Annotated in this window: 13 protein-coding genes; 5 read left to right on the forward strand and 8 right to left on the reverse strand. The window is 49.9% G+C overall.

Annotation, left to right across the window (positions count from 1 at the left end; all coding sequences use genetic code 11):
- Positions 1-128: 128 nt before the first annotated feature.
- Both sppA and rpoH read left to right on the forward strand, forming a co-directional pair.
- Entirely contained in the window at positions 129-1,988 is a 1,860-nt protein-coding gene (gene sppA, locus B0475_RS10035; RefSeq protein ID WP_077411685.1) for a signal peptide peptidase SppA, read from the forward strand.
- Positions 1,989-2,243: 255 nt separating this feature from the next.
- Positions 2,244-3,098: an RNA polymerase sigma factor RpoH gene (gene rpoH, locus B0475_RS10040; RefSeq protein ID WP_077411686.1), complete on the forward strand. Its 855-nt coding sequence runs from the start codon at positions 2,244-2,246 to the stop codon at positions 3,096-3,098.
- Between the two features lie 46 nt (positions 3,099-3,144).
- On the opposite strand, the gene dinB is transcribed toward rpoH, so the two are convergent.
- The 3 genes from dinB to B0475_RS10055 are packed head-to-tail and all read right to left on the reverse strand — an operon-like array spanning position 3,145 to position 6,758.
- A complete protein-coding gene (gene dinB / locus B0475_RS10045; protein WP_077411688.1) occupies positions 3,145-4,215 on the reverse strand; it encodes a DNA polymerase IV in 1,071 nt (356 codons plus the stop codon).
- An 11-nt stretch (positions 4,216-4,226) separates the two neighbouring features.
- Complete coding sequence (locus B0475_RS10050) at positions 4,227-5,495, reverse strand: nucleotide sugar dehydrogenase (RefSeq protein WP_077411689.1); 1,269 nt, start codon at positions 5,493-5,495, stop codon at positions 4,227-4,229.
- A gap of 3 nt (positions 5,496-5,498) precedes the next feature.
- Positions 5,499-6,758 (reverse strand): 6-phosphofructokinase, encoded by a 1,260-nt coding sequence (locus tag B0475_RS10055; protein ID WP_077411690.1) that lies wholly within the window; start codon positions 6,756-6,758, stop codon positions 5,499-5,501.
- A 227-nt stretch (positions 6,759-6,985) separates the two neighbouring features.
- On the opposite strand from B0475_RS10055, the gene B0475_RS10060 reads away from it, so the two are divergent.
- Complete coding sequence (locus tag B0475_RS10060; protein WP_077411691.1) at positions 6,986-7,549, forward strand: adenylate kinase; 564 nt, start codon at positions 6,986-6,988, stop codon at positions 7,547-7,549.
- Between the two features lie 12 nt (positions 7,550-7,561).
- Here B0475_RS10060 and B0475_RS10065 read toward each other — a convergent pair whose 3' ends face one another.
- From B0475_RS10065 to groES, 3 genes are all read right to left on the reverse strand, one after another.
- A complete protein-coding gene (locus B0475_RS10065; RefSeq protein WP_077411692.1) occupies positions 7,562-7,834 on the reverse strand; it encodes a sulfurtransferase TusA family protein in 273 nt (90 codons plus the stop codon).
- Between the two features lie 264 nt (positions 7,835-8,098).
- Positions 8,099-9,745: a chaperonin GroEL gene (gene groL / locus B0475_RS10070; RefSeq protein ID WP_077411694.1), complete on the reverse strand. Its 1,647-nt coding sequence runs from the start codon at positions 9,743-9,745 to the stop codon at positions 8,099-8,101.
- A 4-nt stretch (positions 9,746-9,749) separates the two neighbouring features.
- Positions 9,750-10,037: a co-chaperone GroES gene (groES, locus tag B0475_RS10075; RefSeq protein WP_077411696.1), complete on the reverse strand. Its 288-nt coding sequence runs from the start codon at positions 10,035-10,037 to the stop codon at positions 9,750-9,752.
- 277 nt (positions 10,038-10,314) lie between these two features.
- Here groES and B0475_RS10080 point away from each other — a divergent pair, with 277 nt between their 5' ends.
- Positions 10,315-13,005 carry a PEP/pyruvate-binding domain-containing protein gene (locus B0475_RS10080; RefSeq protein ID WP_077411698.1) on the forward strand — a complete coding sequence of 897 codons (2,691 nt, stop codon included), beginning with the start codon at positions 10,315-10,317 and terminating at the stop codon, positions 13,003-13,005.
- 114 nt (positions 13,006-13,119) lie between these two features.
- Positions 13,120-13,683, forward strand: a complete 564-nt coding sequence (locus tag B0475_RS10085) for a helix-turn-helix transcriptional regulator (RefSeq protein ID WP_077411699.1) — start codon at positions 13,120-13,122, stop codon at positions 13,681-13,683.
- Positions 13,684-13,692: 9 nt separating this feature from the next.
- Here B0475_RS10085 and B0475_RS10090 read toward each other — a convergent pair whose 3' ends face one another.
- Both B0475_RS10090 and B0475_RS10095 read right to left on the reverse strand, forming a co-directional pair.
- Complete coding sequence (locus tag B0475_RS10090) at positions 13,693-14,463, reverse strand: ABC transporter permease (protein ID WP_077411700.1); 771 nt, start codon at positions 14,461-14,463, stop codon at positions 13,693-13,695.
- Positions 14,460-15,383, reverse strand: a complete 924-nt coding sequence (locus B0475_RS10095) for an ABC transporter ATP-binding protein (RefSeq protein WP_077411702.1) — start codon at positions 15,381-15,383, stop codon at positions 14,460-14,462. The genes B0475_RS10090 and B0475_RS10095 overlap by 4 nt, the downstream gene beginning before the upstream one ends.
- Between the last annotated feature and the right edge of the window lie 3 nt (positions 15,384-15,386).

Genomic DNA, 15,386 nt, shown 5'->3' on the forward strand with positions numbered 1-15,386 from the left:
TCCGGTTAAATCGGCCTATAATTATGAGCCTTTGGATTTGCCGGCGCAAGTGAATCTGCCGGGCCGCGGGGAATTCATGACTTTAGCAACATGCCCGCCTGACTGACTGACCCTACAATGACATCATCATGACTGAACAACACAACTCACCCATCAAAAGTTTTTTTCAACTCTTCACCCGGCCTTTTGTGCTGATCGCCAATTTCACGCGTCACTTTTTGTTGTTGTTGGTCTTCATGCTCATTCTGTGGTTTTTTATTGGTGGAACACGAGTCACCCTGAAAGATAACACCGCCCTGGTGATTGCACCCAAGGGGTTTATCGTAGACCAGTATTCAGGTGACCCCCGCTCTCAGGCGATAGACAATATCCAGGGACGTGACATACCGGAAACCCGTCTGCGGGATATACTGAAAGCCATCAAAATGGCTGCCACCGATGAACAAATTTCTGCACTGGTGATCAATCCCGATTACATGTGGGGAGCCGGCATGGCCAACCTCCGGGAAATTGAACGCGCCGTCGATGACTTTCGTGCATCCAGCAACAAGCCGGTGATTGCCATGGCCACCAACTTATCACAGGGTCAATATTACCTGGCCAGCCTTGCAGATGAAGTGTTGATGGATCCCCAGGGTTTTATTTTTCTCCAGGGCTTTGGCTCGTATCGTAACTACTTCAAAGAGGGCTTGGATAAACTGGGTGTAGATGTCCACCTGTTCAAGGTGGGTGAATATAAATCAGCCGCCGAGCCTTATGTCCGCAATGACATGTCTCAGGAAGCCAAAGAGGCGGGCTTACATTTCATGAATGACCTGTGGGAAACTTATTTAAATGGCATTGCCAACCGGCGTGAACTGTCAGTTGAAACACTGCAGGAGATTGTTGATCAACAGGCGCAAAAGCTGATTGAAAAAAACGGCTCAGTGGCTGACATGGCGCTGGACAACGGACTGGTTGACCGCATCATGAAGAAATCATTCATGCACAAACGCATTGCCGAAGTCAGCTCATTTGACGATGACAACAACCTTTTCAGGGGTATTGCCTTTGAAGACTATCTGCAGACCGCCGATGATTCGATGCTGGATGCACAAAACCGAATCGCTGTGGTGGTGGCAGAGGGTACCATCATGGGTGGTGAACAACACCCGGGAACCATCGGCGGTGCATCAACCAGCGCATTGTTACAACAAGCCCGCCTGGACCGTTCGGTCAAAGCCGTGGTATTGCGGGTCAACAGCCCCGGTGGTGGGGTATACCCATCAGAACAGATCAGGCGGGAAGTCGATGCCCTGAAAGTGGCCGGCAAGCCCGTGGTTGTCTCAATGGGCAATGTGGCTGCTTCAGGTGGCTACTGGATTTCAATGACGGCTGATGCCATTTATGCCGACCAGGCCACCATCACCGGATCCATTGGTATTTATGGTTTACTGATGACCTATCCCGAACTGTTCAAAAAACTTGGAATACACACCGACGGCATTGGGACTACTAAGTGGGTGGGGGCATTCAGTCCGGATAAAGAACTCGACCCTGAGTTTGCTGAGTTGATTCAAAGCAACATCGAATATGGTTATGAACAATTCATCTCTTCAGTGGCTGCCGCCAGGGGGCTATCTGTGGAAATGGTTGACCGCATTGCCCGGGGCCGTGTGTGGACCGCCAAACAAGCTCATGACCTGGGACTGGTGGATCACCTGGGCGGCATACAGGATGCCATCAACGATGCCGTTGAGCGTGCCGGGCTGAACGACAATCACAGCGTGGTATGGGTAGAAGAACAACTGACGCTGACCGAACAATTGCTGGTTGACTTCATGGCAAAAGCCGCTGATTACATCGATTTCAGTACCTCACCGGGCCTGATCAATGTCCATCAGCTTTTACAGCCTTACCAGGCTGAATTGAATATGTTACTCGCTCAGCAACCCGGCCAGGTACTGACCATGGCACATTGCTTTTGTGACCTGAAACGACTGCCCTGAAAGCGGCTGCCTGGTCAACAGTGGCTCATTCACATAATTCTGACAGGCAGGCAGGTATATTATCATGCGAGTAATGGACATTTTATGGCTTAAACCCAACCAATGGCCCATTTGACACTGCTGGCCTGCATGCTATAATCACGCTCCCGTTGCTCATTTGAGGACGGAACTTTTGGATGCTTTCATGGTCAAATGGAGCATCTTTATATCCTGAATCACACGGGCTTTTGAGCCGTGTCAGATTGGAGCTAATTAATGACTGAACAAACCATAAAAAACTTACCAGTACCTTCGTTGACTGGCTCTCTGGAGTCTTACATCAACACCGTTAACCAAATCCCCGTCCTGTCTGTTGAAGAAGAACGTTCTTTGGCCGATCGGGTACGCGATCACAACGACCTGGACGCAGCCCATGCGCTGGTCATGTCACACCTCAGATTTGTGGTCTATGTGGCCAAAGGCTACTCAGGTTACGGACTGCCTGTGGGTGACCTCATACAAGAAGGCAACATTGGCCTGATGAAAGCCATCAAACGATTCGACTCAGACCACAAAGTGCGTCTGGTGTCTTTTGCTGTGCACTGGATCCGCGCAGAAATTCATGAATACATCCTGAAAAACTGGCGCATCCTTAAAGTCGCTACCACCAAAGCCCATCGCAAGTTGTTTTTCAACCTCAGAAAGAACAAAAAACGCCTTGGCTGGTTCACCCAGGATGAAGTCAATCGGGTCGCCAAAGACCTCGATGTCAGCCCTGAAGTGGTGGTTGAAATGGAATCCCGTCTACACGGCCAGGATGTGTCTTTTGATCTTCCGGTGGATGACGACGAAGACAGCAATTATTCTCCACAGGCCTGGCTCACGCACTCAGGGCCAACTCCTGAGGCGAACATGATCAAAGAAACCGAAGCCAGCAAAAACCACAATGCCTTGTTCAAAGGGCTGGATAAGCTGGACGAGCGATCACTGGACATCATCCAAAGTCGCTGGCTGGTTGACAAGAAAGCCACCTTACAGGAATTGGCTGGTAAATACGGCGTGTCCGCTGAGCGCATCCGACAGTTGGAAGCAGTGGCTTTGAAAAAACTGAAAACCCAGATGGTTGCCTGAAACCACTGACTGTCAAATAAAAAAGGTCGCTGGATGCGGCCTTTTTTTATGAAAACTGTAAATCAATCTGTTGTTGAGCACTGGGTTTTTGGTATTGAATGCCCAGACCCAGCAAGCGCACAGGTCTGCCCTGACGCTGCCATGCTGTTTTGATCAGTTGATGGAATACCCTGAGACTGATTTCCGGATGGATTTTTTGTGCCGTGGTGGTTTCAAAATTCTGAAACCTGACTTTGACATACAAAGCCTTGATGTCGTTTTGCTGTTTGCGTTGTGCACGTTCATGTCGCTTGACCAACACTGCAAACAATCTGCTGACTTCAGCCTGACAAACAGTCAGGTTTGGCAGATCATGCAGGAACGTGTCTTCCACACTGATTGACTTTCGTTGCGAATGGGTCCGCACTGGACGCTCATCCATGCCGCGACACAAGTCAAATAAGCTTCTACCAAAAACCCCGAATCGCTGCATCAGCTCTGCCTGACTGAACGCCTGTAAATCACCACAAGAGTGAATGCCCATGTCATGCATTTTGGCGGCGGTTACTTTGCCTACCCCATAAATTTTTTTCACCGGTAAATCCACCATGAAGGCGGCCACCTGTGAGGGCGTGATCACAAATTGTCCATTGGGCTTGTTCCAGTCACTGGCAATTTTGGCCAGAAACTTATTCGGTGCCACTCCAGCCGAAGCAGTGAGTTCATGAGCGGCATAAATCCGTTTTCTGATTTCCCGGGCTATCAATGTGGCGCTGCCCTGAAACAATTCTGAGCCGGTGACATCAAGAAAGGCCTCATCCAGGCTCAGTGGTTGAATCACTGAAGTAAACTCACGAAAAATGTTTTGTATGCCTTTGGATTCCTGCTGATAAACCGCCATGCGTACTGGTTGTATGATCAATCCAGGGCATTTCTTCACCGCTTGTGCCATGGGCATGGCTGAATGAACTCCAAAAGCCCGGGCTTCATATGAACAAGTGGCCACAACACCACGTTTATCGGGCTGTCCACCCACCGCAATGGGCTGACCTTTTAAATGGGGGAAATCACGGGCTTCAATGGCAGCATAAAAACAATCCATGTCCAAATGGATGATTTTTCGAACCGCAGGAGTCATGACCGATTGATTCAGAGGCGTTCGTCAACCCATTCGTCGGGCAACAAACCCTTCAGGTCAAACAGGATACCACCGGGCTTGAGGTAACGGCGCGGATTGTCCGTTGAAAACTGACGATGTGGCACCGCCACCACCACCAGATCATATGTTCCATCAACTGGTTCAGTGGTGAAGTTCAGGTCAAGTCCAGCAACATCTTCCTTGCTGACCCAGGGATCATATACTTCGGTCCGTGCATGGTAACGATTCATTTGCTGAATGATTTCAATAACCCGGGTATTGCGCAGATCCGGACAGTTTTCCTTGAATGTCAGGCCCATCACCAAAATCCGGGCATTGACCACATGCTTCTGTTTGAGTGCCATAAGCTTCAGGATCCGTTCACACACATAAGCGCTCATGTTTTCATTGATCCTTCGTGCGGTGGTGATCAACTGGGGGAAGTAACCTTTTTCCTGCGATTTATGAATCAGGTAATACGGATCCACACCAATGCAGTGCCCACCGACCAACCCTGGGGTGAATTTAAGGAAGTTCCATTTAGTGGCGGCGGTCTCAATCACCTCAAGCACATCGATGTCCATTTCATGAAACATCATGGACAATTCATTCATGAAAGCAATATTGATGTCACGCTGAGTGTTTTCAATCGCTTTGGCCGCTTCTGCCACTCTGATGGAAGGCGCCAGGTAAGTGCCCGCAGAGATGATTTTCTGATACAGTCGATTCACCCGATCAGCGGTTGTTTGATCGGATCCAGCCACCACTTTGGTGATGCTTGATAACGTATTGATCGGGTCGCCGGGATTGATGCGTTCCGGTGAGTAAGCCAGATAAAAATCTTTACCCAGTTGCAGACCACTGATGGCTGATAATTCAGCCGCACAAACCCCTTCTGTGGCACCAGGATAAACCGTGGACTCATAAATCACGGTGTCACCGGCTTTCATCAGTGCACCCACTGTTTTGGAGGCCGCAATCAATGGCGTCAGATCCGGGGTGTTGTTGTCATCCACCGGTGTGGGTACAGTGATGATGTAATGATTGGCACCACTCAGTTCATCAGCCTGGCTGACAAACCGCAAGCGCTCTGCTGATAGCAGTGACTCAGAACTGACTTCGCGTGTGCGGTCCTGCCCCTGACTTAATTCAACCACCCGGGTTTCATCAATATCAAAGCCGATCACGGCATGGTGTCGGGCAAAAGCCACTGCCAGGGGCAGTCCCACGTAGCCCAGGCCAATGACCGCGATGGTGATGTCTGAATCCTGCTCTGTCATGATTCAGATGTTGAAAGCAGGCAGTTTTTGCGGAGTCAGCTGTTGTGACAACCGCACATAATCAGGTAAGCCATTGGCCTTGTATGGCGGGTAGGCTTCACCCTGAATCAAGGGTTGCAAATAACGCCGGCAGGCCTCGGTGATACCGAAACCGTCCTCGGTGATGTAATCCCTGGGCAGCATTTTTTCGACATTGGCCAAGTCTTTCAATTCGGCAACGGCAATTTCCCATTGGTATGGGTCATCCTGCAAACGTTTGATCACCGGCATCACTGAATTGCGACCTTCAACAGCCAGCTCCAGAGCTTTGACACCAACGGCATAGGCTTGTTCAAGGTCTGTTGCGGAAGCCAGATGCCTGGCCGAGCGTTGCAGGTAATCACTGATCGCATAGTGATATTTATAACCCAGCTCATCTCTCACCATGCTGGCAATCACCGAGGCCACACCACCCAGTTGGGCATGGCCAAAGGCATCTGTGGTTCCGGCATCTGCCAGAAATCTACCATCCTGATTACGCACACCTTCAGAGACCACCACAGAACAATAGCCATGGTTTTCCACCGACCACTTCACCCGTTGCAAAAATGCCTGCTGGTCAAAGGGGATTTCAGGAAACAATATAATTTGTGGCGGCTCATCATGGGTTTGGCCAGCCAAACCTCCTGCAGCAGCGATCCAGCCGGCATGCCGGCCCATCACTTCCATAATGAATACTTTGGTGGAGCTTTCTGCCATGGATTCAACGTCCAGACTGGCTTCCATAACCGAGGTGGCAATGTATTTGGCAGTGGTGCCAAAACCTGGGCAGGTGTCAGTCACCGGTAAGTCATTGTCAATGGTTTTAGGAACGCCTATACAAGTCACATCCAGACCCTTTGCTTTGGCCATCTGGGACACTTTGAATGCCGTGTCTGATGAGTCTCCACCGCCATTGTAGAGAAAATAGCCTATGTTGTGGGCCTTGAAAACTTCGATCAGGCGCTCGTATTCAGCGCGCTGGGTTTCCATGTCTTTCAATTTGTAACGGCAGGAACCGAAAGCACCTCCCGGTGTATGCCGCAATGCCGCAATTTCAGCATCACTGTGCTGTGCGGTATCAACAAGGTGTTCTCTGAGCACCCCAATGATGCCATTTTTGGCACCAAAAACAGTGCCCACTTCCGGGTTTTTCCTGGCCGCTTCGATCACCCCGCAAGCGGTGGCATTGATCACAGCTGTGACCCCGCCTGACTGGCAGTAGAGTGCGTTTTTCTTAGACATAAGTTCAATCCTGGCTGGTTATTAGCGGGTACGTATTGACTAAAACGTTCTGTGCGTGTACTGTAGCACGTTTTTTAGCACAACGACCCCAAATGAGGGTTTCACATCAATTCAGCCGGAAATTTTAACTGAAAATGGTGTCCATTGCATGACCTGGTGATGGCAATATGCAGAAATGAAAACACCTCAATCCGGGATCATCAACCTTTGTTTGATTAGAGACATTTATGAGAATAGTATTATTAGGCGCTCCTGGCAGTGGCAAAGGAACCCAGGCCAAACTGATTGTAGAACAACTGAACATTCCTCACATCTCAACCGGTGACCTGCTGCGCGGTGCCATCGCTGCCAAAACCCCGCTGGGACTGGCCGCCAAAGAAGTCATGGACAAAGGCGATCTGGTTTCCGATGACATCGTATTGGGTATGCTGAAAGACCGGGTAACTCAGGCTGATGCCGACAATGGTTTCATCCTTGATGGCTTTCCCCGCAATGTGGCGCAGGCAGAAATGCTGGAAGTCCTGCTCAGTGAACTGAACATGTCACTGGATCATGCTTTGCTGATTGAAGTGGATCCTGACGAAGTGGTGGCCCGCATAGCCAAACGAGCAGAAATTGAGGGTCGTACCGATGACACCGAAGAGGTGGTTCGCAATCGCCTGGAGGTTTATCGCCAGCAAACCGCACCTGTGGCTGATTTTTACAAAGCCCAAAACATCGTCACCGAAATCCTTGGCAAAGGCAGCATCGAAGACGTACATCACAGAATCAAAGCCGTACTCAGGTTCTGAACACCAACCGCATCACCTGACTCCTTTGTTGGGGTCGGGTGTTTCTGACCGCGTCACAACCGTGACGCAGAAGACCATCACTGCACCATCATCCTCCGTTTTGGTTAAAGCATGTCCGAAACGCTCGCACCAGGTGGCAAAATCCAGTTCCGCATGTTCATCAGTGACCGTGATGGATATCACGTCACCCGGCTTGGCACCTGCCACTGCCTGCTTCAACCTGAGCAAAGGCATGGGACACAACAGTCCACTGGCATCAATGTGAATATGAGCTTGATGATTCATGGCGTAGATTGTGGGGGCAGGTCAGGAAGGTTGCAAGTCCAGGCCGATGTTTTTTGATCCGGAAAGCAAAAGACCGTCGGGGGGGACGGTCTTTTTAGGCTTAGAGATCAAGAAAGGGGGAAAAGGGTGTGTGTGAGCCTGATCTCTAACTTGACTTTAAGTTTAATGATAATCAGAAGCATTTTTGTGAGCACCATCACAAAACGACAAAGGCCCTGAAAAAAACAGGGCCTTTGTCTGCATAAAAGGAAGAATGGGGATGATTTACATCATGCCGCCCATACCACCCATGCCACCCATACCACCCATATCAGGCATGGCAGGAGCGTCATCTTTAGGAAGTTCAGCAACCATACATTCGGTGGTGATCATCAGACCAGCCACAGAAGCGGCATGTTGCAGGGCACTGCGGGTTACTTTGGCAGGGTCCAGTACACCAGACTCAATCATGTCTACGTACTCACCGGTACCAGCGTTGTAACCGTAATTGCCTTTGCCTTTCTTCACTTCGTTAACCACCACTGAATCTTCTTCACCGCAGTTCTTAACGATTTGACGCAATGGCTCTTCCATGGAAGTCACGGCAATGGCAATACCCACGTTCTGATCTTCATTGGCACCTTTCAGGCCTTTGACTTCAGCCTGGGCACGGATCAATGCCACACCACCACCTGGAACCACACCTTCTTCAACGGCGGCTCTGGTTGAGTGCAAAGCATCTTCAACCCGGGCTTTTTTCTCTTTCATTTCAACTTCAGTGGCTGCACCCACTTTGATCACTGCCACACCGCCGGCCAGTTTGGCCACACGTTCCTGCAGTTTTTCACGGTCATAGTCACTGGTGGCATCTTCGATTTGTGCACGGATTTGATTCACGCGACCTTCGATTTCTGCCACTTCACCAGCACCGTCGATGATGGTGGTGTTGTCTTTGTTCACCTGAATGCGTTTGGCTGAACCCAGGTCATCCAAAGTGGCTTTGTCCAACTGCAAGCCCACTTCTTCAGAAATCACGGTACCACCGGTCAACACAGCGATGTCTTCCAGCATGGCTTTTCTGCGGTCCCCAAAACCCGGGGCTTTGACGGCGCAGACTTTAACCGTACCACGCATGTTGTTAACCACCAGAGTGGCCAGCGCTTCACCTTCGATGTCTTCAGCAATGATGAACAGTTTTTTACCGGTTTTAGCGACGGCTTCCAGTACTGGGAGCAGGTCGCGGATGTTAGAGATTTTCTTGTCGTGCAACAAAATGAATGCATCATCCAGATCAGCAGACATGGTTTCCTGGTTGGTCACAAAATATGGTGACAGGTAACCACGGTCAAACTGCATGCCTTCAACCACATCCAGTTCATTTTGCAGGCCTGAGCCTTCCTCAACAGTGATCACGCCTTCTTTACCCACTTTGTCCATGGCTTCAGCAATGATCTCGCCAACTGAAGTATCTGAGTTGGCAGAAATGGTGCCCACCTGAGCAATGGCTTTGGAGTCTGAACATGGCGTAGCCTGAGCTTTGATGGCCTCAACAGCCACGGTAACTGCCTGATCAATACCACGTTTGAGATCCATTGGGTTGCGGCCAGCTGCCACAGCTTTCAGCCCTTCGCGGACAAATGCCTGCGCCAGAATGGTTGCAGTGGTGGTACCGTCACCGGCCACATCGTTGGTTTGTGAGGCAACCTCTTTAACCATTTGTGCGCCCATGTTTTCAAACTTGTCTTCCAGCTCGATCTCTTTGGCCACCGACACACCGTCTTTGGTTACGGTTGGTGCACCAAAACTTTTTTCCAATACCACGTTACGGCCTTTGGGGCCCAAAGTGACTTTAACGGCATTGGCCAATACATTCACACCGCGGGCCATTTTGGCGCGGGCGTCTTCTGAAAATCTGACTTCTTTTGCACTCATTGTCTTATCCTATGATTCCGATGATGTCTTCTTCTTTCATGACGAGGTATTCTTCGCCATCAACCTTAACTTCGCTGCCTGAGTATTTACCAAACAGCACCTGATCGCCGGCTTTGACATCCAAAGCACGCACGTCACCGTTGTCCATGATGCGACCATTGCCCACGGCAACCACTTCACCACGTTGTGGTTTTTCTGTGGCTGATCCCGGCAATACAATGCCACCTGGAGAGGTGGTTTCCTCTTCCACGCGCTTAACAATCACGCGGTCATGTAAAGGACGAATATTCATGTATCGAACTCCTCAAATTTTAAAGTATTAGAACTAATAATGGTTTGTGGGCTATGGCAGGCTTTTTATCCACCATTTCCCGGTTGAAGTGTCATGTGGGGTTGTGAGTGTTTAATTCAAGTGTCTGCGTGGAGAATATCTGTTTTTTTTAGCAGTTTTTCTCAACCACACCATCAAGGAGCACTGAACAGGGCTTCGATAAGCAGAACAGAAGCACATCGGGTTTGTGCTAAAATGGCACGGTATCTATTGAAGACCATGAACAGGGAGACTGTCCTTGAGACTTAAAACGTTCACCATTAATTCAGGATTCTGGCTGTTTTGGCTTTGTCTGACTGCCCAGGCACAATCCTTAGATTGGGGCAACTCATGCCGTCAAAACCACCTCAGACAATGGCTGGATAATTGTGCAGACCAGGCAGATCAGGCCCTTTGTTTGCCACAGTACATCAGCCAGTACAACCACCTACCATTCGCTGCTGAACCAGTCACAAACCCACCGAACAAAGATCCCCGGTGGAACGCCTTACTGCAGGAGCAACCCTTGTGTGATGATTACGACCACGGTGAAGGTCAATTGATAGGCACTGTTCAGGCGCAAGCTTCTGTGGCTCAGGTGCTGGGCCAAATTCCAGCAGGTAAGGCGGAAGTGCATCTGGCCCTGACTTCATTCAATGACATTGATCTGCAACTGTACCACGGTGACAGGGCTTTGGTTGACAGCCAAAATGGATTGTTGAACCAGGCCACGCTGTCATCCACCCAATACCAGGGATTGACCATCACCTACAGTGGATATGCCGGCGACGAAACCAGCCACGGCAACGAATTCATCCACCTGTCAGGGATCACTGACAGTCCGTTAACCATTCAAATAATGGCACGCGAACCGGCACAAATAGAATTCACTTACCAGTGGGGACTCGACCCAACCCTGGGCGCCACCAGAATTGCCAATGACCGGGTTTTTGATGAATTGGCAGGGCGCAGTTCCATCCCCGGGGCCCTTGATCTTCGCGAAGTCAAATTCCTCATTAAAGACATCAGCACAAACCAACCCAGTGTGTATTTCATCAACGGCAAAAACGTGCCTTATCATATTGATTTTGCCTATGATGTCCTGCAATGGTATCCGGGCCTCAGCTTTGACCAGGCTTTCAGGGTGTTCAGCAGCAGCAGTTATTTTCTGGATGACCGGCAGCACCTGGTGGGTTCCGTGATGGCGCATGACCACCTGGCAGACCCATTAACCACAACCGATCGACTGTACACCTTAAACATGTGGCCCACTGACCCGGTTTCAGCCGAACTGATCACCCGGGCCCACCAACTCCTCAGCGCATACCTGCCAGCAGTTGACCCACCATTGGTGTATCACCTGGCCAGTGATACCCAGCTACACATATACCAGGACAATGCTGAACTGTTTGCCGATCGACTGGTACCGGTGATTGACAGTGAACGCCTGTTTGCCAACCAATCTTTCACGGCCATGAATGGGGGGGAAGGTTATGGCATACTGCGTATTGTTGGTGAAGGGGATGATGCACCATCGGTCAGTGATGTGGTGATTTTCACCTTTATTCCCAATGACCTTTCGCATGTGGCTGGCATCATCACCGATACCCCACAAACACCGTTGTCTCATGTCAACCTCAAAGCCAAACAAAACAACACCCCGAATGCCTATATAGCCAATGCCACCAGTCATCCAAACATTGCGCCGCTGATTGGCCAGCTGGTACATTACCAGGTCACTCAGGATGGCTTTTCTATTACCGCTGCCAGTCAGGCTGATGCCGATGCCTGGCTGGACGCGGTCAGACCAATCAACATACAAACACCATTGAGTGATCTCAGTGTGACCCTGCCAGCACGTCTGGACACGCTGGGACACCATGACTGGGTTCGCTTCGGTGCCAAAGCGGCCAATGTCGCAGAACTGGCCAAGGTGCTGGAGCCAGGCACTTACCCAGAGGGCTATGCCATTCCTTTTGCCACGTATCATGAATTCATGCAGTTGAATCGCTGTGAGGGCCTGGATGACGATGGTGTCACACCCAATGGCACGTTCCGTGATCTCTGCTCTGACCCTGATGATCCCGCTGGTCTTAGCCTGTACCAACAGATTCAACAAATCATGGATGAGCCGGGTTTCGCTGATGATCCCAATGAACGGGCAACCAGGTTATCGGCATTCCGCAAAACCATCCGCAAAGCGGAAGTTCCCGCTGAGATGGCTGAATTACTTGAAACCATTCGTTATTTCTGGGATCCTGACGGTGATTTCACCCACTCCATCCGGCTGCGATCCAGCACCAACAATGAAGACCTGGCCGGTTTCAACGGGGCTGGTTTGTATGAATCCAACACCCATCACCCCGATGAAGGGTTGATCGCTGAATCGGTTAAAAAAGTCTGGGCCAGTCTGTGGACCGCCCGGGCTTTTGAAGAACGCCGGTTTTACCGGATTGATCATTTCCAAACCTATATGGGCGTACTTGCCCACCTCAGTTACGGCGATGAACAGGTTAATGGCGTGGCGGTGACCAAAAACATTTACGATCGCAATTGGGAAGGGTATTACGTCAATGCCCAATACGGTGAGATTTCTGTCACCAACCCCGAACCCATCATCACCTCCCAGGGTGAAGTCGCGGCCATTCCCGATGAATTTTTATTGGCCAGACTGGTGTCTTCAGAAACTGGATTCCAGTGGGTTCAACAATTCATCCGCCGTTCCAACGTGGAAACCGTATACGGAGCGCCGGTACCTACTCAGAATGTGTTGAATGATGATGAGGTCACTGAATTACGGATCGCCATGCAGCGCATACAACGTCACTTCAAAAACATATACCGGGGAGGTGACGATTTTGCCATGGACATTGAGTTCAAGATAACCGCCACTGATGACGGCAGCAGGGGACACCTGGAAATCAAGCAGGCCAGACCCTGGATTGATTGATTTCCATAGAACTGACTTTCAAGGCTGCTGATGGTGTCACCCATCTGTCGTCACGCTTCCTGACCGTTTTGTCATACCATCACCACGACTAAAAAGCAGAGTACAATGATGGAGATGAAACTGAACCAAAAACTGATGAAACGCCTGCGGCAGGAACGAGTATGGACTCAGGACCAGTTGGCTGAAATCGCGGGATTAAGCAAACGCACCATTCAACGCATAGAAAAACATGGCCACGCATCACTGGAATCAGCCAGGTCTCTGGCCGCTGTTTTTGAGCTCAGCACCAATCAACTAACCGTTCCTTCCCCTGCATCGCGATTACCCTTGGTGCTTAGCCTGCTCTTGATTCTAGTGGTCTTTGGTCTCATCCTGGCCACACCAGTGGCTGCTGAACAGGTGATGCTTAATGTGGTGTTGAAACAGCGGGATCTGGCATTGGCTGATGTGCATTTACTCAACGATCCGGGTGCTGCCAGCGAACTGAGAATTGATGATCATTTGAAGTTGATTTTCAAAGCGGTCAAAACCCCTTCATCTCAATACAGGATCAAGGTTCTGATCTATCAGGACAACGATGACCAGACGGTGCTCGCCGCGCCGGAAATCATCACCGACAGACAACAGTCCGGGGAGATTCATTTTGCTGACTATGTGCTGCAAATTACCCCGGACTGATCCACATAATCAGGTGCGCAGACCAATGCCTTTGTGCAAGATGTACCAGGAGATGAAACCCAGCAACAACACAAAACTGATGATGATCCCATAGGCCACCCCAACATTGATATCGGACACCCCAAGAAAACCATAACGGAAGGTGTTAACCATGTACAGCACTGGATTAATCAGTGACACCTTTTGCCAAAAATCCGGTAACAGTGAAATGGAGTAAAACACCCCACCCAGATAAGTCAGTGGTGTCAGCACAAAGGTCGGAATGATGGCAATGTCATCAAACTTTTTGGCAAATGCAGCGTTGATGAACCCACCCAGTGAAAACACCACCGAGGTCAATATCACTGTAGACAGAATGATCCACACATTGTGGATTTGAATGTCGGTAAAAAACAAAGAGATCAGGGTGACAATCAAACCCACCGCCAACCCACGGAATAAACTCCCCGACACATAACCGGCAAGAATGGCCCAATTGGGCATCGGTGAAATCAATAATTCCTCTACATGTTTGGCAAATTTAGCACCAAAAAACGATGACACCATGTTGCCATAGGAGCTGGTAATGACCGCCATCATCACCAGGCCGGGAACGATGAATGACATGTAATCAAAGCCACCCATTTGCCCGATTCTGGAACCGATCAGGTTGCCGAAAATCACGAAATACAGGGTCATGGTGATCGCAGGTGGCAGCAGGGTTTGTGACCAGATACGGATGATACGGGTGATTTCCTTGCGCATCAGGGTTTTGATGCCGACCCAGGTGGTTGAACTCATGATTGCGCTCCTTTGTTTTCGATCATTTTGACAAACAACTCTTCCAGACGGTTGGCTTTGTTACGCATTGAACTGACCTTGTATCCAGCCGCATCAAACACCTGAAAGACACTGTTGAGGTTCTTTGATTTCGGCACATCCATTTCAATCGTACAATCATCACGAATCTGCGCACCCAGTTCCTTAAGCAAACCGTCCTCAGGATGTCTGTCCAGGTCAAAAATAAACGTTTCAATGTCCAGGGTCTTCAGCAATTCTTTGATGGTGGTGTTGCGAACGATTTCACCATGGTCAATGATGGCAATGTTTTTACACAGTTGTTCAGCCTCTTCCAGGTAATGGGTGGTGAGGATGATGGTGGTACCCTGTGCAGCAATTTCTTCCACGAACGACCACATCGAACGGCGGATTTCAATATCCACCCCAGCAGTGGGCTCATCGAGAATCAGGATTCTGGGTTCATTAACCATCGCTCTGGCGATCATCAACCGGCGTTTCATCCCGCCCGAAAGACCACGGGAAACTGAATGACGCTTTTCCCATAACTGTAACTGTTTGAGGTACTTTTCTGTGCGTTCCATGGCCACGGATCTGGGTATGCCATAGTAGCCTGCCTGATTGGCAACAATATCAATGGGTTTTTCAAACATGTTGAAATTGAATTCCTGGGGCACCAGGCCAATCATGGCTTTGACCGCCTGTCGGTCTTTAACCAGGTCCTTGCCAAACACGCTCACTTGACCTGAAGTGGCGTTGACCAAAGATGAAATGATACCGATCATGGTTGACTTACCGGCACCATTGGGACCGAGCAAGGCAAAGATTTCTCCTGCCTCGACCTGCAGATCAACTCCCTTGAGGGCCTGCGTACCATCTTTATAAGTTTTCACCAAATCTTTAATTTCTAATGCGTTTTCCATCAT

The organism is Marinicella sediminis (assembly GCF_002000055.1).
GTDB lineage: Bacteria > Pseudomonadota > Gammaproteobacteria > Xanthomonadales > Marinicellaceae > Marinicella > Marinicella sediminis.